Origin of the sequence: Micromonospora sp. RP3T, assembly GCF_003027925.1 — a bacterium.
GTDB lineage: Bacteria > Actinomycetota > Actinomycetes > Mycobacteriales > Micromonosporaceae > Micromonospora.
The window spans coordinates 183,238-201,133 of record NZ_PYPS01000007.1 but is presented as its reverse complement, the minus strand read 5'-3'; the positions used below and the strand labels follow the sequence as shown (position 1 = coordinate 201,133).

Genomic DNA, 17,896 nt, shown 5'->3' with positions numbered 1-17,896 from the left:
CCGGTGTTCGGGTTCTGCTTGGTCGCTGAACCAGATACCGGAGACCTCGCTACATCTCGAACACCGACACGCCAAGATCCTCACCCAACAGCTCAAGCCCTCGCACGGACTTCGACACAGGCCCTAGCACGGGAAACGGTGGGCCACTCCCGTGGCCTAGATGCCACGGCGGTTTCAATTCCCATCAGTCACCCCAACGACGAAGCCCCCTCCTCCGGGAGGGGGCTTCGTCGTGTGCGGGGTCCGGTCAGGCGGTCGGCTCGGCGCTGGGCGTGCCGGCGGCCGGGCCGGCGTCGTCGCCCGGCGCGGCCGGCGGCTCGTACGGCAGGGCGCTGCCCTTCACGTACTCGTCCCAGCTCATGTTCCAGTCGGTCCAACCGTTGCCGTTCTGGAGCTTGCGCTCGGTGCCCTTGACCGTGATCGGGTCGCCCAGGCGGGTGTTGGCGAACAGCCAGTTGCCGTCCTTCATCGAGACGTTGACGCAGCCGTGCGAGACGTTCGAGCGTCCCTGCACGCCCTCGGACCAGGGGGCCGCGTGGATGAACTCGCCGCCCCAGGTGAGCCGCTGCGCGTAGTCGATCTCGGTGCGGTAGCCCTCCTCCGGACCCAGCTCCTCCATGGTGTCGAAGACGGTGTGCCGGAGCTTCTCGATGACCACCATGGTGCCGCTGGACGAGGGGGTGCTCTTCTTGCCGAGGCTCACCAGGATCGTCTTGATGGCTTTGCCGTCCTTGGTGACGGTCATCCGCTTGGTGCGGTTGTCCACCGTCATCACGAACGACGGGCCGATCTTCACGTCGACGGTCAGGTCGGAACGGCCGTACCAGCCGTCGCCAAGCGGCAGCCCGTTGGCCCGCACCTGGTAGGAGACCGTGCTGTTGGCCTTCCAGAACGTCTTGGGCCGGTAGTGCACCTCGGTCGGGCTGATCCAGCGCCAGATGCCCTCCTGGGCCGGCTGCGCGGTCACCGTCATCCGGCGCTGCATGTCGTCGCGGTAGTCCTCGGGGATGGCCCGGCCGAACTTCACGATCAGCGGCATGCCCACGCCGACGACCTGGTTGTCGCCGAGGAAGCTGGTCACCCGGACCTGCTTGGCGGGCTTGGCCATCACGGTGAACGTGCTGGTGGCGGTCGCCGGCTTGCCGTCGTCGCCGGTCGCCGTCACGGTCGCGGTGTACGTCTGGGCGTAGTCCAGCGCGGTGGCGGGCTCCCAGCTCCTGCCGTCGGCGGCGAGGGTGCCCTCGACCGCCTTGCCGGTGGCGTCCTTCAGCTCGACGGCGGTCTCCTTCGCCTCCTTCGTGGTGAAGGTGATGGCGGTGGTGGCCGGGACGTCCTTGGCGTCGGCGGCCGGCTCGCTGATGGTGGCCGCCGCCTTCGGGGCCTTCTCACCGCCGTCACCGCCGCCCTGCCAGCTCGACGGTTTGTCGCCGCCGCCGGTGCAGGCCGTCAACGCCATGGTGGCGACGAGCACCGCGGCGGCGAATGCGCGGCGCCCGCCGCGGCGGGCGCCTCCGCCCCGGATCGGTTCGTCCTGGCCAGCTCGCATGATTCCCTCACAAGTGTGCTGCGCGGTCCCGATCGTCTCTGGTCAGACGCGTCGGACCGGGTACTCGTTGCCGGAAGTGAACCGGAACACCCCGGTGACGGTGTAACGATTCTGTCGTCGTCCGGCGCTTCGTTGCTGGGGACGAGTCCCGGCGCCGCCGCAAGCGGCCGCGTCCGACAACGGTACGCCGCTCAGAACGGCGCGCCCTGCCCGCCCTTCGGCACCGGCAGGGCGCTGCCGGCGACGAACTCCGACCAGCTCATGCTCCAGGCCGTCCAGCCGTTGCCGGGGACCAGTCGCCGTTCGGTGCCCTTCACCGTGATCGGGTCGCCGACGAGCGTCTTGCCGAACAGCCACCGACCGTCGGCCATCGACACGTTCACACAGCCGTGCGACACGTTCCGGCGGCCCTGCACCCCCTCCGACCAGGGCGCGGCGTGGATGTACTCACCGCCCCAGGTGAGCCGCTGGGCGAAGTCGATCTTCGTGACGTACTGGTTGTCCGGGTCCGGCTCGTCGCGGGTGTCGAAGACGGTGGACTCCTTCTTCTCCATCACCACCATGGTGCCGCTGGAGGAGGGGGTGCTCTTCTTGCCCAGGCTCACCGGCAGCGTGCGGATCACCGCGCCGTCCTCCGAGACCGTCATCTTCTTGGTCGCGTTGTCCACGGTCATCTCGAACGCGCGGCCGATCTTCGCGGTGGCGCTCCGGTCGACGTTGCCGTAGCGGCCGTTGCTCAGCGGGATGCCGGCCAGCGCCAGCCGGACGGTGAGCGTGGTCCCGGTCTTCCAGTACTCCGGGGCGCGGTAGTAGGCCTGGGTGCCGTTGGCCACCCAGTGCCAGGCGCCGGGCTGCGGCGGATCGGTCTGCACGAACATGCGCTTCTGCACCGCGGCGCGGTCCTTCTTCGGGATGCCCGGCGAGAACTCGGCGACCACCGGCATGGCCACGCCGTACGTCTTGTCGCTGAACAGGTAGAGGCCGGAGCCGATGGTGGACTTCGGCTTGGCCATCGTGGTGAACGTGCTGGTGCCCTGGTGGGTCGCGCCGTCCGGGCCGGTCCCGGTGACCGTGGCGGTGTACTTCGTCGCGTACTTCAGCGTGGTGGACGGCACCCAGCTGGAGCCGTCGCGCCGCATCCGCCCGTTGACCGCCGTGCCGTCGGCGGTGGTCAGGACGACCTTCGACACCGTGCCGCCGCCCGGGACGCGCGCGCTGATCTCGGTGCTGGCCGGCCGGCCGGTCGCGCCGTCGGCCGGGCTCACCGTCAGCGGCGACGCGGCGGGGGCCGCGTCGCTCGGCGGGGCGCTCGTCGGATCCGGCGCGGTGGCCGAGACGCCCCCGACCCCCTGCTGCTGGCCGGGCACGAAGGCCGGCTTCTGCTCGTCGCCGCCGCACCCGGTCAGTGCCAGCGACGCCGTGAGGACCAGGACGCCCACCATCGCCCCGGCCCGCGCGAACCTGCCCATGCCCACCCCTGTCGTAGCGTGCCTGGCGGACATCGTGCCCCATCGACGCCATGACGCCCGCCCCCGAACCGGGTCCGCTGTCTGGTTTCGGCATCTTTGCCGGTTAAGCTCGTCCGAAGGGTGGACCCCGGTATCGGATTGGAACCCCGCTCGGCGGGCATGCTAAGGTTCTTCCCGTTGTCAGCGAGCGCCGCTAGCTCAACTGGCAGAGCAGCGGACTCTTAATCCGCGGGTTCGGGGTTCGAGTCCCTGGCGGCGCACCAGCAGCAAGGCCCCGAAAGGCGTTCCGCGCCGGTCGGGGCCTTCTTCGCGTCCGCCGGTGGTGGCTCGGCCCGCCGGCTCGGCGGTGCGGGTGGTCTCCGGACGACCGGTGACCCGGCCGGCTGCCGCAAGGATGCTCGGCGGGCGCGGCCGGGAGCCTCCTGTCGATCTCCGCCCAGAGGTCGGACGGCTGGGCCGATCGCGATACGCATAGTCGACTGACGATCGGATGGTTGCGCGGTAAACGTCTGACGTCTACGCTGCAAGGCAGAATTCTGTGACCATGGGCAAGCGGGTGTGAACGGGCATCGGGCGTTACCGACGGCACGGTAGGTGCCGTCGGGCGGTACGTCTCGCTCGAAGCGCACGTGGCCTCGCGGCTGTTCCTGCCGCTCCTTGTCAGAGCCCCACCATGGTCGGAACCTCCCCGTGTTCCCCCCTCCGTCGGCGGTTATTCGCGCGGTGGTCCACCGTCGCGCCCCGAGGACGATTGTCCAGCGAACATGTCCAGTCGGCGGTAATGCGAAAGGAATGGTACGTGAAACCAGCCGTCTCTACCGTTCGAAGGTCACTGCTGGCAGTGGTTCTGGCCGTCGCCTCCACGGTCCCGGCAGTGGTCGCGAATCAACTGCCGGCCTCGGCCGCCGTCCAACAGACCTACTATGTCGCCCCGGACGGAAACGACGCCAACCCGGGAACGCTCCAGTCACCATTTCGGAGCCTGCAACGCGCGCGGGACGCCGTTCGTACGGTGAATTCCAGCATGACCGGCGACATCCAGGTCTACCTGCGCGGTGGAAGTTACCCGGTGAACAGCACGATCGAGTTCGGGGCCGGCGACTCCGGCACCAACGGATATCGGGTCAGCTATTCCGCCTACCCCGACGAGACCCCCGTGCTCGAAGGTGGGGTGCAGGTGACGGGGTGGACCCAACACAGCGGCAACATCTGGAAGGCGCCGCTCGACCGCGCCAACAAACTGCGCGCGCTCTACGTCAACGACAAGCGGGCGTACATGGCGTCGAAGACGATCGCCTCGGCGGGCTGCTACGGGACGTACACCATCACGGCCGGGCAGGCCGCGTGGGCCTGGGAGTCGGGGTCGCAGTGCGACGGCGCCAGGTACAACCTGAACGACTTCCCCGCCGTCGCCCGCAACTCCGACGACATCGAGATCGAGACGGGGACGACCTGGACCACGGCGATCGTGGGGGTCCGTCAGGTGACCACGAGTTCCGACGGCGCCAATCGGGTGGCGCTGTTCCAGCAGCCGGGTGCCGCCATCGCCCAGGGCGCGTTCAACGGCAACGCCCAGACCGGCGGCAGCCACAAGGTGATGAACGCCTACGAGTTCCTGGACGCGCCGGGTGAGTTCTACTTCGACAAGGGCGGCCGGACGCTCTACTACTACAAGAGCAGTTCCGAGAACATGGCGACCGCGTCGGTCTTCGCGCCGAACAACGTGACCACCCTGGTACGGGTCGCCGGCACCTCGACGAGCAGTCACGCTCGCAACATCACGTTCTCCGGCCTCACCGTCCAGCACTCCGACTGGAACCTGTTCACCGTCGCCGGTTCGTCGTTCAAGCAGGCGCAGCAGGGCAACCTCGGTGCGCAGGCGTATGCGAAGCGGAACTTCCACGACTACTACTACCGCAACGTCGACGTCACCCCGGGCATCATCCAGGTGGAGAACGCCGACGGGATCCTCCTGCAACGCAACCGGGTCCAGCACACCGGCGCCGACGGCATCAACATGGTCAACGATGTGCAGAACAGCCAACTGGTCGGCAACCGCACCAACGACATCGCCGGCTCCGCCGTCACCGTCGGCCATCCCCAGCACGTCTACATCGGCGACGGGACGTCGACCAACCGCGAGAAGTGGTCCCCGCAGGTCGAAGGGCTGCCGAAGAACATCGCCATCAGGAACAACTACCTCTACGACAGCGCGGTGCTGTTCAACGGGCACAGCCCCGTCTCGGCGTACTTCGTCGACACCCTGACGGTGCAGCACAACCGGATCGAGAAGTCGCCGTGGGCGGGCATCACGCTCGGTTGGGGCTGGTGGAACTTCGACGGATCATCGGGCTCGATCGCGCCCAACCGGCCGACCACGACGGCGCGGAACAACACCATCAGCTACAACCACATCATCGACACGGTGCAGCGTCTCAGCGACACGGCGCCCATCTACACACTGGGCAGCCAACCGGGCACCACGATCACCAACAACTATCTCCAGGGCGTGCCGTCCGGGCACAAGTACGGCCTCCACCCCGACGAGGGATCGGCGTACCTCACCTTCCGCGACAACGTCCTGAGCGTGGACAAGAACGTCACCTGGATGATCAACTCGGACGACTTCGGGCGCAAGCACGACCTGAGCATCACGCAGACCTACGGTCCCATCAACAAGGTCTCGAACAAGAACCTGCCCAACAGCACGATCAACGACATCATCGTCTCCGCCGACTACGTCTGGCCGGCGCCGGCGTACGGCATCGCCGTCAACTCCGGCCTGGAGGACGCGTTCCGGGACATCGTCCCGGCGGCCAACCTGTCCCTGCCGAACCATGTCCTGCCGGCCAGCACCTACGTCACGAGCGGGACGGCATCGATTCCGATCCGCAGCGCCGGCGACGCGACCAGGACGGTCTGGCTGGCTCCCGCCGGCACCACCGCCTTCACCGCCGGCCCGACGATGACCAGGGCCGGGGGCACCGACACGTCCATCGCCGTCCCGACGTCGCAGGGCGAGTACCGGCTCTACGTCCTCGACGCGCAGGGCAACCGGTCGGCCGAGTCCAGCTCGATCGTCCGGCAGCAGGGCACCGGCACCGGCCAGCCGGGGGGCCGGCTCGTGGGCGGCCAGTCCGGCCGGTGCGTCGAGGTGCCGAACTCCGCCACCACCAACGGCACGCAGGTCCAGCTCTGGGACTGCGCCGGCGGCGCGAACCAGCAGTGGGCCTACACCGCCGGCAAGCAACTGATGGTGTACGGCAACAAGTGCCTGGACGCGAACGGCGCGGGCACCAGCAACGGCACCACGGTCATCATCTGGGACTGCCACGGCGGCACCAACCAGCAGTGGAACGTCAACGCCAACGGCACCGTCACCAACGTCCAGTCCGGACTGTGTCTCGATGCCAACGGCGCCGCCACCGCCAACGGCACGAAGATCATCCTCTGGTCGTGCAACGGTGGCCCGAACCAGCAGTGGAGCCTTCGCACCTGACCGACGGCTCCGGGGCCGGGCCGACTCGGCCCGGCCCCGGGCCGGCGCACCGACGAGGAAGGCCCTGACATCCGCCACCGCGGGTCGGGGCCTTCTCCGCGTCGGCTACCAGCTCAGCGGCAGAGTGCCGATGAACCGGGTGAGCGCGCCGGCGATCAACTGGTCGTCGCGTCGCGACGGGTGCCAGTCGCACCCGAGCTTGTCCAGACCCAGCGCGTTGTCGTCGTAGTAGAGCGACCGGATCCGGGTGTCGCCCGCGTCCGTCCGGGTCCGGACGACCTGCTGCACGGAGCTGGCGAGCGGCGTGCCGGACAGGTCCGGGTAGGTCAGCACGATGAACGTGTCGGGGCCGTAGCGGGCCCGCAGCTTGTCGAGGAAGCCCAGGTACGCGGTCCGGAAGTCGGCGGCGAGTTGGTCGGGGGTGCTCCACCGCTCACCGGCGTGCAGGGCGGTGGAGAAGTCGTTGATGCCCAGGCCGACCACGACCAGTTGCGGTTGCCAGGTGGCCGGCTTCTGCCACACGGTGCTGTTCCAGAGCGCCTGGAGGTCGGTCTCGTAGTAGGTGCGGAAGTTGTCCGTGCCCCCGCCGTTGTAGTTGCGCACCATGCCCAGGCCGGACCAGGCGATGAGCTGGAAGTCGGCGTCCAGGCTCTGTGCGGTGAGCGCGCCGAACGTGACGTCGGCGTTGGAGTTGCGGGTGACCCCGCCGTTGGCGGAGCAGTCCCGGGTCGTCGACATGTTGCCGTAGCCGGCGGTCCACGAGTCGCCGATGAACTCGATCTGTCGGCTGCGGGTGGCGGGCCTGGCCAGGATCACGCCACCGGGTTCGGCGACGAGCCCACCGAACTCGCCGGCGGCCCACGGGCTCTCGGTGCGTTTGACGAGCCGCACGGTGTGGATGGCGTCGGTGAGGTTCCGGACCCAGTAGGTGGTCTGCCCGGGGGTGACCAGGGTGGCGACGGTCGTGCCGTCGATCTGGACGGCGTAGTCGTTCTGGCTGTCGTTGAGCACGATCCCGACGCTGGTGCCCCGGAACCGCCCTTCGAAGTAGGTGCCGGGCCAGGTGTACTGGACGCTGCTCCCGACCGCCCGGACGCGCCCCACAGTGTTCGTCTGCCCGGCCGACGGCGGCGGCGGGCTGGTGGGCGGTGGCGTCGGCGTGGCGGTGGGTGGCCAGTGGGTCTCCGGCGGGCCGGTGGGCGGTGGCGGGTCGATGGTCGGTGCCGGGGTGGTCGGCGCCGGCGTGCTGGGGGTCGGGCTTCCGGTGCACGGCACGCCGTTGAGCGCGAAGTCGGTCGGCGCCGGGTTCGACGAGTTGTTCCACGAGCCGCTGAAGCCGAACTGCGCGCCGGCGCCGGTGCCGAGGTTGCCGTTCCAGCCGGCGTTGGTCACGGTGACCCGGCCGCCGGACTGGACCACCGTGCCGTTCCACAGTTGCCCGACCAGCTGCCCGGCGGTGAACGACCAGGTCAACCGCCAGTTGGTGAGCGGATCGCCGAGGTTGGTGAGGTTGACGTTCGCGCCGAAGCCGCCCGGCCACTGGCTGGTGACGGTGTAGGCGACCCGGCAGCCGTCGGCGGCCTGCGCGGAGACGGCGGTGGTGAGTGCGGCGGTGACGGCGACGGTCACGGCGGTGGACACCGCCACCGCCGACCGGAGCCGGGTACGGGTGGGTGGCATCTGTGCTCCTCCGGATCGACGGGATGACGGGCGCGCTACGCGCCGGAGCAGGCGATTCCGCTCGGGGCGGGGGAACTGCTGCCGTTGGCGAGGAAGCCGAAGCTCGTCGACCCGCCGGCGCTGAGGGACCCGTTGTAGGCGGCGTTGCGCACGCTGACCGGGCCACCGGCGCCGGTGGCCACGCCGTTCCACACGTTGCTGATGCTCTGTCCACTCGCCAGGGTCATCCGCACCGTCCAGCCGCTGATGGCCGCCGTGCTGCTCACCGTCACCTCGCCCTGGAAGCCGCCGGTCCAACTGCTCACCAGGCGGTAGGTGGCGGTGCAGACACCCGAGGGGTCCGGCGGCGGGGTGCTCGGCGGCGGCGTGGTGGGCGGCGCGGTGGTGGGCGGCGGCGTGGTGCTCGGCGGCGGCGTGGTGGGCGGCGCGGTGGTGGGCGGCGGCGTGGTGCTCGGCGGCGGCGTGGTGGGCGGCGCGGTGGTGGGCGGCGGCGTGGTGCTCGGCGGTGGGGTGCTGGGCGGCGGGGTGGCGCCGTCCGGGGCGACCGCTCGGCCGGTGGCCGGCGAGATCATGCCGGCGCACAGGCCACGGTTGGCGAGATCGCTGACGATCCGCGGGATGGCCGCGATCGTGTTCGCCGGCCAGTCGTGCATCAGGATGGACCCGCCGGCCTGGAGCCGGCTGGCGTTCTGCACGATCTGGTCGGTGCTGGCGTTGTTCCAGTCCTGGGAGTCCACGTCGGCGTTGATCTCGGTCAGCCCGAACTGGGCCTCGACCGCCCGCAGCGTCGCGTTGGACTCCAGGTAGGGCGGCCGGAACAGCTTCGGGGCCGTGCCGGTGGCCTGCTGGATCGCCTGCTGCGTCTGGGAGATCTCCGAGGCCATCTGCGCCTGGCTGAGCTGGGTCATGTGCGGGTGCGTCCAGCTGTGGTTCCCGATCCACATGCCGGCGTCCCGTTGCGCCCGGACCAGCGCCGGGTTGCTCTGCGCGTTCTGGCCGACGTTGAAGAACGTCGCCCGTACGCCGGCCGCCCTGAGCGTGTTGATCAGCGTGGTGGTGTTGCCCGGGGTGGGCCCGTCGTCGAAGGTCAGGGCCACGTAGCCGGTGCAGGCGGCGGCCATCGAGGGCGCGGCGGTGACGGCCAGGCCGGACGTCACGGCGGTCAGCAGCGCGGCGGTGGCCGCCGCCACCAGCGCCGGGCGACGCGAGGATCGGGTGGGGGCAGCCGTCGGTCCGGCCGGGAAGGGTGTCATCGGTTTCTCCCGCTGGCGTTCGAGGTGCTGCTCGGCGCCGTCGAGGATCGCTCCACCGGGGAGTCGGTCCGCGACGTGGCTCAGCGGCCCGCTGGCAGCGACGTCGGGTGGGTGCCCACGGTCCGCCGGCATCGGCGCACCGTGAGGTTCGGCCTGTGCCAGCCCGGCTCCGGTGGAGATTATGCCGCTATGCTTCGACAATCGTCAATTCCTGGAGGCTCCTCGAATGAAGATCGTTGCGTTGTCCTGCACCCAGAAGCGCCTGCCGTCGGTGACCGACGCGCTGCTGGAGGCAGCGATCAGCGGCGTCGTCCGGGAGGTCGACGGCGCGGAGATCCAGCGGATCCGGTTGATCGACCATTCCATCGCCATGTGCGAGGGCGAGGACACCTGTCTCGATCCCGAGGTGGGCCGGTGCCCGATCGACGACGACTTCGCGCACGTCGTCGAGCTGGCCGAGGGGGCGCAGGCGATGCTGCTCGCCATGCCGGTGTACGCGGGGAACGTCCCCGCCGTGCTGAAGATCTTCCAGGAACGCCTGAAGAGCTTCATGAACGCCCGGCAGCGACCGTTCGGCAACCTGCTGGTCGGGACCATCGTGCATGCGCGCACCATGCTGACCGAACCGGCGCTGGGCGCCTTGTTCCCGTGGTACCTGCGGCTGCGCAACAGGAATGTGGCGTCGGCCTGCTTCACCCGCAACGATCATCAGGACCTGACCCGCACCGCGGCGTTCGACATGTGCGTGGCAGTGGGTCGGCAGCTCGGCATGACGCTCGCCGGCAGCGGGTCGCCGGCCGACGAGCGCACGCTGCTGCCGGTGGTTCAGCCGCCGGCTCGTCCGCGGTGCGGCGACCCGTCCGTCTCCTCGTCCGGGGCGTGAGACTCCGCGCGCCAGGTGCACCCGTCGCCGGCCCGCACGCACGAGACCCGGACGTCCGGTTCCAGGTAGCGGGCGGCGATGGTCTCGTGGAGGGGCTGGCAGTACGTGCACGGTGAGGAGAGCGTCAGCACGACGCCGGCGCGGGCGGCCTTCCTGCGGTAACGCAGGATCCCGCAGTCGGTGTTACGCAGGACGGTGCCCGAGGGCTGACGCTCGCTGGTCACCGCCGAGTCGTACAGCAGCAGCTGACGGTGCAGCCGGGTCATGAAGTGGTCGGTGGCGGACACCCCGGCGGGCCGCTGCGCCCGGAGCAGTGCCGCGGTGATGCGGGAGTTCGCCCGGATCCACGCCGCCAGGCCCGCTTCGCCGTGCTCGCCCAGGACGAACTCCTCGGCGGCGGCCTGGGCCTCGAAGAACCGCTGGCGCCACAGGTCGACCTTCTCGTCCGGGTCGAGCGGGGCCGGCTGACCGGTCACGCGGCCCTCCCGGTGGCGTCGTCCAGTTCGGCGAAGACCTCCTGGGCCACGCGCAGCCCGTTGTTGGCGACCGGCCAGCCACCGTAGTAGGCGAGCTGGATGATGACCTCGACGATCTTCTCCCGCGACATCCCGAGGTGCAGGGCGGCACCGATGTGGCCGCGCAGCTCCCAGTCGGTCCGGGCCAGCGCGACAGCGGTCAGCGCGACCAGTTCGCGCTCCTCGACGCTCAGGTGCGGGCGGGTCCAGATCTCCCCGAACAGGTGGTCGACCGTGATCCGCAGGAACTCCGGGTAGGAGCCCGGGCGCGGCTCACGTCCGAAGACCTGCTGGAACATGGCCTCACCCCGCTCGTGGCGGTCAGCCGGCTGATCCATCGTCAACTCCTTCGGGTCGGACGAACGGTGGTCAACGTGCTCGACGCCACGAAGGCGACGGCCAGCAGCGCGGCACCGCTGGCGAAGGCGGCCGGAACGTTCACCCGCTCGGCGACGAGGCCCACGACGACCGGTCCGGCCACGGCGCCGATGTCGGTGCACATCGAGAAGCCGGCGACGCCGCTGCCGGCCCGCCCGGCCACGACGTCACCGACCAGCGCGGCCGGCGCGGCGTTGAGCAGCGCCGATCCCGCGGCGTACAGGCAGAGCAGCGCGACGAGCCAGGCGTACCGGTCGACGAACGCCAGGGCGGTGACGGACGCCGCTGCCACACCGGTGCCGGTGATCATGGCGGCCCGGCGGCCGGCCCGATCGACCATCCGGCCGGCCGGCATGATCAGCAGCGCCTGGACGGCGGCGGACAGGGTGAACGCCCATCCCACCCATGACACGTCGTGTCGCCACACCACCACGACCAGCGTGGGGACCAGTGCGCTGCGCAGTCCGAACAGGACCCAGCCCTGCGCCAGCGCGGCGAGGCAGGCCACCACGTAGCGTCGGTCCCGCAGCAGCGCCGGTAGTCCGATCACCGGACGGCCGGGCTCCGCGCCGGTGGTCCGGTCGGTGCGCAGCAGCGCCGGCGTCAGCACCGCGGCGGCCAGCAACATCGTGGCGTACGCCAGGAACGGCGTGGTGAGGGTGACGAGCGCGAGGAGCCCGCCCAGGGCCGGTCCGCAGATTCCGCCGAGCAGGAAGCCCGCCTCGAACACGGCGCTGGCCCGCCCCCGCCGGTCGGCCGGCGCGACCGCCAGGAGCATCGCCAGCGCGGACACCGAGAACAACACCGAGCCGACGCCGCCGAGGCCCCGGAACACGAGCAGTTGCCCGTAGGACGAGGCGTTCGCCGTCAGCGCCGAGGAGACCGCACAGAGCAGCAGGCCGGCGACCAGGACCCGCCGCTCCCCGAACCGCACGCCGAGCCGGCCGCAGAACGGGCTGGCGACCAGCCGCATCAACGCGAACAGGGCGACGAGCGCGCCGATCCGGGTCGGCCCCGCCCCGAACGTCGCCGCGTACACCGGGAGCACCGGGAGCACCAGCCCCAGGCCCAACATGACGCATCCGCCGACGACGCTGAGGACGTAGACCTCGCGCGGGAGACCCGGTCGGACGGCGGCGACCGGTGGGACGCTGCCCGGAACGACTGTCTTCACGGCCCGGTCACAGGATGATGCTGAGCTTTCCGTGCGCGACCAGCGTCTCGTGGTCCAGCACCACGACCCGGCGCCGGACCCGGAACGACCCGCCCTCGGCGACGAGCTCGAAGCGGTACTTCCCGACGTAGGCGTCGGAGCGCCCGTGCCCGAACCGGTGGACGACGACATTCGCCGCCACGTCGAGGTGGGTGCCCCGGTCGGTCAGGATCTCCACATTGCCGACCAGCCGGTTCGTCCGCGATCGTGGGTTCTCGCACCACACCTCGCCGTTGAGGAGCTGGTCGATGCGCTGGCGCAGGCGGGCCGCGTCGTCGTCGATGAGCCCGAGCACGTTCGGCCCCTCGTCGCGGACGTCGGTGGCCGGCACCCGGTAGCGGATGTCGTCGGTCAGCATCTCGTCGTACCACTCGCGCAGGCGCCACTCGTCGAGCAGCCGCGCCTCCCGGAAGAGGAACTGGTTCACCCGGTGCCACAACCGCACCTGGGCCGATTCGTCGACGGTCAGCTCGATGGTCATCGCGGTTCCGCCCCCTGCCGCTCCGCCGGCCGAGCGATCTCGTGGTGATCGTCGTCGCCGTGCATCAGCCGGTCCCACCGGCGCCAGAACTCGCGGGCGGGAAGTTCGTCCGTCGTCTCCGGAACGGCCCTGTTCATGCCGCGTGACAGGTCCGAGTAGCGGACCGACCGGTTGAGGTAACCCCGCTGGCACGACTCGATGATCTCGATGTCGTCGGGAGTGGCGAAGCCGGCGGGACCGAGGAACGTCAGGTAGTGGCTCTTGCGGAGTTCCCGGATGTCCGGATCCTCGTCCTTCGGGGCCAGCGCGACCGAGGTGATGGCCATCCGGTCGGGGGCGATCGGGTCGATCTTGCGGATCGTGATCGCGATCGCGTCGATGATCATCAGGTTGGGGAAGATCAGCAACGCGCGGTTGGTGCCGGTGATCCGCTCGGCACGCTCGGCACCGAACCGGTCGGCGAACCGGGCTGCCGTCGCCTCGATCCGCGGCCGGACCTCCGGGCTGAACATCGGCGTCCAGTACGCGAGCGGGCGGGCCGCCGCCGGTGGCAGCTCGTTGGCGCCGTGTCCCAGCCCGAGGGCGCAGCCGAAGCCGCCTCGCCGTCGTGGTGGCACCGACCCCAGCGACTCCATGTAGCCGACGTACCGCTTGTGCAGGGCCCGGAAGTGGTAGATGTCGACGCTGTTCTCCATCATGAGCTTCCAGTTGGCCCGCGCGCCGTGGAGCTGCGCGCCCTGGATCACCTCCATCCCGACCTCGGACTGGTCGTCGACCAGGTCGAGGTACTCCGTCGCGCCCGCCAGGTACTCGGTCAGGGTGCGCCGCTGTGCCGGGTCGAAGGTGACGAACACGAATCCGCGGTAGGCGTCCCCACGGTGCTGCGTGAGGCCGTGGTCCGCCTTCCGGAAGCCCGGTCCGTACCCGTCCGGGATCGGGACCCCGACCAGGTCGCCCCGGTTGGAGAACGTCCAGTCGTGGTAGGGGCACCGGAACGACCTGGCCTGCCCGGCCGGCTCCGCGCAGATCAGCGCCCCGCGGTGCGGGCAGCTGTTCGCGAACACCCGGATCACCCCGTCGGATCCGCGCGCCATGACCACCGGCCGCCCGCCGACGTCACGTGCCACGTAGGAGCCCGGTCCGGGCACCTCCGACTCGTGTCCGACGTACAGCCAGCAGCGGTCGAAGATCCTGGTCATCTCCTGGGCGGCCAGCTCGCCGTCGGTGTACGCGCGGCGATCCACCAGGAAGGAGTGGCGCTCCCGGTCGTCGATCACGATCGGGTCGCCCGCCGGTCGCCGCGGCTCGGTCGTCACCGCTTCTCCTCGCGCCGTGGCGTCCCGGCCGGGTCGAGGACCAGCTCCGCCGTCCGCGCGGCGGAGTCGCCGCACTCCGGCTGTGCGGCGCGCAGCCGGGCCCGGTAGCCCCGGGTGGGGTCGAGCAGGTCGGTGACGGCGTCGGTGACCGCCCGCGCGGTGACGTCGGCCGGCGCCAACGCGGTCCCGAAGCCCGCGCTGCCCACGAAGTGCGCCTGCACCGGCTGATCCACCGCCAGCGGGATCACCAGCATCGGTGTCGCCGCGCGGATCGACTCGGCGACGGAGTTGTACCCGCCGTGGGTGACGAACACGTCGGCGCGTTCGAGCACCTCACGTTGCGGCAGGTACGGGGCGGTGAGCACGTCGTCGGGCAACGCGAGGTCCTCGGCGAGGTCGCCGACCGCGGCGATCACCTGGGCGCCGGTGGCCGCCGCGCCGGTGATGACCGTGCGCAGCAGGTCGGGTCGCCGGTAGAAGATCGTGCCGAACGAGACGTACACCACCGGACGGCCCGGGTCGATCCGGTCGAGGCCGGCGAAGGCCACCTCGTCGCCGCGGGTCCCCGCCGCGCCCGGCAACCCGATCAGCTCGACACCGTCGTCGGTGACGCCGTCGTTTCCGACGAGCGCGGGAATCGTCGGCATCAGATTGAGAATCGGCGATCGCGCCGAATGGGTCCGGGTCGACCACCGCACCCCGTGCCGGGTCAGATAGTCGCCGACCTGCTCGTCGTAGGCCCAGCGTCCCCGTCGGTGTTCGCGCGGGCAGACGCCACCCAGGTTGGCCCAGATCATCCCGTACGGAATACCGGAGGCCTCGGTGCCGACCATGGCCGCCGCGGTGACCGGCAGCGAGTCGACGAGCACGAAGTCCGGTGCCGTCGCGCGCAGCGCGTCAGTCGTCTGGTCCGCCACCGGGGACGCCTGGAGCATCGCGCCGATCTTCGCCGGATCGTCGCTCCACGGTGCCATCTCGACCTTTCCGACCAGGTGGACCGGCGTGGTGCCGAGGGCCCGGCGACGCTTGTCGTCGAGCATGCCTCCGTCCGCTGACAACAGCAGCAGCGTGACGTCGCCGCCGGCGGCGCGGAGCGCGTTGACCACCGGAACGTACGGGTTCAGATGACCGTGCTGCGTCGTGGTCAGGAGGGCGACGTGCATCAGGTCTCCGATCCGTCGGGAAACGGCATGAACTCGTCCTCGGGGCAGGCGGGAAAGGCTCGACGGCCAAAGAAAACGCGCGCTTCTGCGTATTTCCCGTCGCGTTTCCCGGTGTTCCGCAAAGCCTGCCGGGGCACGGGATCGATGTCAATGGCGGGTGCCCGCCTCCCGTCGCCGTTCCGCGGTACGCAAACGTCGGCCGACATCGAATGATCGGCACTTGAGTGTTTCGGGGGAGTCTGCGCGTTTGGAGCGGCCGGTCTGGTTTTCGGCCATTGACTCATATAGACGATCAGTAATATATATGTGGTTTCGGTCCGTCTGGGCCCCTCGGCGGCGGGCTCACCCTGGCCGTGGACATGTCCGCCGCACGCGAGCAGCCGCTACAACTTCGAGAACCACACCTGCGACACGGGCACTGACTGGTGCTTCGAGAACATCGTGGCCGGACCCGACAACACGGTCGAGGCGTTCGTCAGCGAAACCCGGAGCAGGACTCGTTCGACAGGTGAGCGGGCAGCCGTTGTCGGTGGCGGCAGGCACAATGCCGGGATGTCGTACGCGGAGTTGACCCTCTCTGCCTGGTGGAGCCTGTCCGACGAGGACGCCCGTCGCACCGCCGCCGCCATCGCGCGCGGCGTCGACGCCCGCCTCGTCGGGGTCGGGTCGCACGCCTACGCCGGCCGGAGCGGGCGGGTGGCCTTCTTCGAGCGGGACGGTCTGCGCTACGCCCTGGTGCCCGGTGGCGCCGTGCGACTCGGGTTCGACGCGGACCGCTTCACCGCCGGCGACCGGCTGCGCGCGGACTTCGCCACTGCCGCGGCGGAGTACGACCTGCCGGGTCCGGTCGATCGTTTCCTGAGCGCTGTCACCTCCCCGCCGCGTCGAGCGTCCCTGCCGGCGCGGCTCGTCGCGGTCCGTTCCGTGGACGCCGACGAGTTGCTGGCGACCGACGACGAGGCCGATGAGGTCGACGACCACGCCGGTCTGACGGCCGGACTGCATCGCCGCGGCCTGCGCCCGCCGACGCCCGACGAATGGGAACACTCCTGCGCGGCCGGGGCCACCGGCCTGTTCCGATGGGGCGACGAGTATCCCGAGACCGGCCCGTACGGCGAGTTGCCGCTCATCCGGGAGCCGAACCTGTTCGGCCTGGTCATCGGTGACGACCCGTACCGGGCCGAATTCACCACCGATCCGGTGGTCCTGTGCGGCGGCGACGGCGGCTCGGCGCTCTGCGGCGGATACGGCAGCTTCCTGTCGTGGCTCACCCTCGCCACCGCCTACCGCGATCCTGACCTGGCGGAGGCGCTCCACGAGGGTGGCCTCATCGGTGAGACGCCGGTGCGGCCCGTCCTGGCGATTCCGTGACGGCGTCCGGGGCGGGGAACGGCTCGCGGAGGGTGAACGCCGCCGCCGACGGCCCGGTGCGGCGCAGCAGGTCCAGTCGTCGGGCTGCCTCCTCGATGGACGGCTGCGAGCCGGCCGGGATCCACCACAGCACCAGGTGGTCCGCGTCCAGCGGCGTGAACCACTCCCGCCGCCGGCGCATCGGCTCCAGGTGCGCGGTCCGGTAGACGAACGTGCGCAACGCCTCGACCGAGTCCCACACGGTGAGGTTCACGATGACGTCCGGCTCGAAGGGCCGGAACGCGGTCGCGTCGCCGGAGTCGTCCTGGAGGCGCCAGACGTAGCCGGGGGAGCGTTCGGCCAGGTCGTGGATCTCGGGCAGCCGGGCGACGAAGTCGGCGAGCGCGGGGCTGTCGATCGGGGCACGGAGTCGGGCGATGTTCAGTTGCGCGAGGTGGTGGTCCGCCATGGGGCCAGGCTACCGTCTATGTCAACGGTCATTGTTTTTAGACTGGATCGCCACGCAGCACCCGGTCGGGCCCGGATCGAGGCGCACCACCTGGCCGTCGTCGCCCACCACGGCTTCGAGCATCGCCAGGTTCAACCCGCAGACCAGCCCGGGGTGGGAGTGCGCCAACGCGTCGAACGGGCAGTTGCGCAGCCGGATCGTCCGGTCCGCGTCCTCGTACGGCTCGTAGCCCAACGCCGTCAGCCGGGAGATCGCGTCGCCGCCGGCCAGCCTCGCGCCCTGCGCGTGCGCCGCCGCGTAGGCCGCCGGCTCCGCGCCGACCCGCTCGATCGCGCTCGCCAGCACGCCGGCCAGCAGCCGGTAGTCGCGCGGCGGCAGCGTCACCGTGTGCTCGGCGGCGGACCGGCGGTAGAGCTTGGCCGGCCGTCCCGCCCCCGGCCCCCCGACGCGCGGCGCGTGCCCCGCGTCCAGCAGCCCGGCATCGGTCAGCTTGTCCAGGTGGAACGCGGCCAGGGTCCGGCCGATGCCCACCCCCTCGGCCACCTCGTTGCGGCTCACCGGCTCCGCCCGCGTGACCACGTACTCGTAGACCGTCCGGCGCACCGGCTCCCGCAGCGCGGCGATGGCCTCCAGCGACATGCCCCGACGCTACCCGCCCGCGGAACGACCGGTCCCCGACAG

At 70.6% G+C, this 17,896-nt stretch carries 15 protein-coding genes and 1 tRNA gene; 4 read left to right on the top strand and 12 right to left on the bottom strand.

Annotated elements, in window-relative coordinates:
- Positions 1 to 247: 247 nt before the first annotated feature.
- Both C8054_RS08830 and C8054_RS08825 read right to left on the bottom strand, forming a co-directional pair.
- Entirely contained in the window at positions 248 to 1,546 is a 1,299-nt protein-coding gene (locus tag C8054_RS08830) for an Ig-like domain-containing protein (RefSeq protein ID WP_107156251.1), read from the bottom strand.
- Between the two features lie 191 nt (positions 1,547 to 1,737).
- A complete protein-coding gene (locus C8054_RS08825; RefSeq protein WP_107156250.1) occupies positions 1,738 to 3,015 on the bottom strand; it encodes an Ig-like domain-containing protein in 1,278 nt (425 codons plus the stop codon).
- 187 nt (positions 3,016 to 3,202) lie between these two features.
- Here C8054_RS08825 and C8054_RS08820 point away from each other — a divergent pair.
- Positions 3,203 to 3,278 (top strand) — tRNA-Lys (locus C8054_RS08820).
- Positions 3,279 to 3,796: 518 nt separating this feature from the next.
- The gene (locus tag C8054_RS08815; RefSeq protein ID WP_233219541.1) at positions 3,797 to 6,514 is read left to right on the top strand and encodes a ricin-type beta-trefoil lectin domain protein; all 2,718 of its coding nucleotides are present in this window, start codon (positions 3,797 to 3,799) and stop codon (positions 6,512 to 6,514) included.
- Between the two features lie 105 nt (positions 6,515 to 6,619).
- On the opposite strand, the gene C8054_RS08810 is transcribed toward C8054_RS08815, so the two are convergent.
- A complete protein-coding gene (locus C8054_RS08810) occupies positions 6,620 to 8,194 on the bottom strand; it encodes a cellulose binding domain-containing protein (protein ID WP_107156248.1) in 1,575 nt (524 codons plus the stop codon).
- A 35-nt stretch (positions 8,195 to 8,229) separates the two neighbouring features.
- Positions 8,230 to 9,579, bottom strand: coding sequence for a polysaccharide deacetylase family protein (locus tag C8054_RS08805; protein WP_199199614.1), 1,350 nt, complete (start codon positions 9,577 to 9,579; stop codon positions 8,230 to 8,232).
- Between the two features lie 94 nt (positions 9,580 to 9,673).
- Here C8054_RS08805 and C8054_RS08800 point away from each other — a divergent pair, with 94 nt between their 5' ends.
- Positions 9,674 to 10,330, top strand: a complete 657-nt coding sequence (locus tag C8054_RS08800) for a flavodoxin family protein (RefSeq protein ID WP_158273817.1) — start codon at positions 9,674 to 9,676, stop codon at positions 10,328 to 10,330.
- Here C8054_RS08800 and C8054_RS08795 read toward each other — a convergent pair.
- The 6 genes from C8054_RS08795 to C8054_RS08770 are packed head-to-tail and all read right to left on the bottom strand — an operon-like array spanning position 10,273 to position 15,396.
- Positions 10,273 to 10,806, bottom strand: a complete 534-nt coding sequence (locus tag C8054_RS08795; RefSeq protein WP_107156246.1) for a hypothetical protein — start codon at positions 10,804 to 10,806, stop codon at positions 10,273 to 10,275. The two genes, C8054_RS08800 and C8054_RS08795, sit on opposite strands and share 58 nt — an antisense overlap.
- Complete coding sequence (locus tag C8054_RS08790) at positions 10,803 to 11,183, bottom strand: carboxymuconolactone decarboxylase family protein (protein ID WP_107156245.1); 381 nt, start codon at positions 11,181 to 11,183, stop codon at positions 10,803 to 10,805. Before C8054_RS08790 ends, C8054_RS08795 begins: the two co-directional genes overlap by 4 nt.
- 2 nt (positions 11,184 to 11,185) lie before the next feature.
- Complete coding sequence (locus tag C8054_RS08785) at positions 11,186 to 12,397, bottom strand: MFS transporter (protein ID WP_146179888.1); 1,212 nt, start codon at positions 12,395 to 12,397, stop codon at positions 11,186 to 11,188.
- A gap of 7 nt (positions 12,398 to 12,404) precedes the next feature.
- Positions 12,405 to 12,917 carry an aromatic-ring-hydroxylating dioxygenase subunit beta gene (locus C8054_RS08780; RefSeq protein WP_107156243.1) on the bottom strand — a complete coding sequence of 171 codons (513 nt, stop codon included), beginning with the start codon at positions 12,915 to 12,917 and terminating at the stop codon, positions 12,405 to 12,407.
- On the bottom strand, positions 12,914 to 14,233 hold the full coding sequence (locus C8054_RS08775; RefSeq protein WP_233219540.1) for an aromatic ring-hydroxylating dioxygenase subunit alpha: 1,320 nt from the start codon (positions 14,231 to 14,233) through the stop codon (positions 12,914 to 12,916). Before C8054_RS08775 ends, C8054_RS08780 begins: the two co-directional genes overlap by 4 nt.
- On the bottom strand, positions 14,230 to 15,396 hold the full coding sequence (locus C8054_RS08770; protein ID WP_107156241.1) for a glycosyltransferase: 1,167 nt from the start codon (positions 15,394 to 15,396) through the stop codon (positions 14,230 to 14,232). Before C8054_RS08770 ends, C8054_RS08775 begins: the two co-directional genes overlap by 4 nt.
- Before the next feature lie 552 nt (positions 15,397 to 15,948).
- Here C8054_RS08770 and C8054_RS08765 point away from each other — a divergent pair.
- Positions 15,949 to 16,767, top strand: a complete 819-nt coding sequence (locus tag C8054_RS08765; RefSeq protein WP_107156264.1) for a hypothetical protein — start codon at positions 15,949 to 15,951, stop codon at positions 16,765 to 16,767.
- Here the strand turns inward: C8054_RS08765 and C8054_RS08760 are convergent.
- Together C8054_RS08760 and C8054_RS08755 are read right to left on the bottom strand one after the other, a co-directional pair.
- Positions 16,724 to 17,215, bottom strand: coding sequence for a DUF3291 domain-containing protein (locus C8054_RS08760; RefSeq protein WP_107156240.1), 492 nt, complete (start codon positions 17,213 to 17,215; stop codon positions 16,724 to 16,726). The two genes, C8054_RS08765 and C8054_RS08760, sit on opposite strands and share 44 nt — an antisense overlap.
- 21 nt (positions 17,216 to 17,236) lie before the next feature.
- Positions 17,237 to 17,854 carry a metalloregulator ArsR/SmtB family transcription factor gene (locus C8054_RS08755; RefSeq protein WP_107156239.1) on the bottom strand — a complete coding sequence of 206 codons (618 nt, stop codon included), beginning with the start codon at positions 17,852 to 17,854 and terminating at the stop codon, positions 17,237 to 17,239.
- Between the last annotated feature and the right edge of the window lie 42 nt (positions 17,855 to 17,896).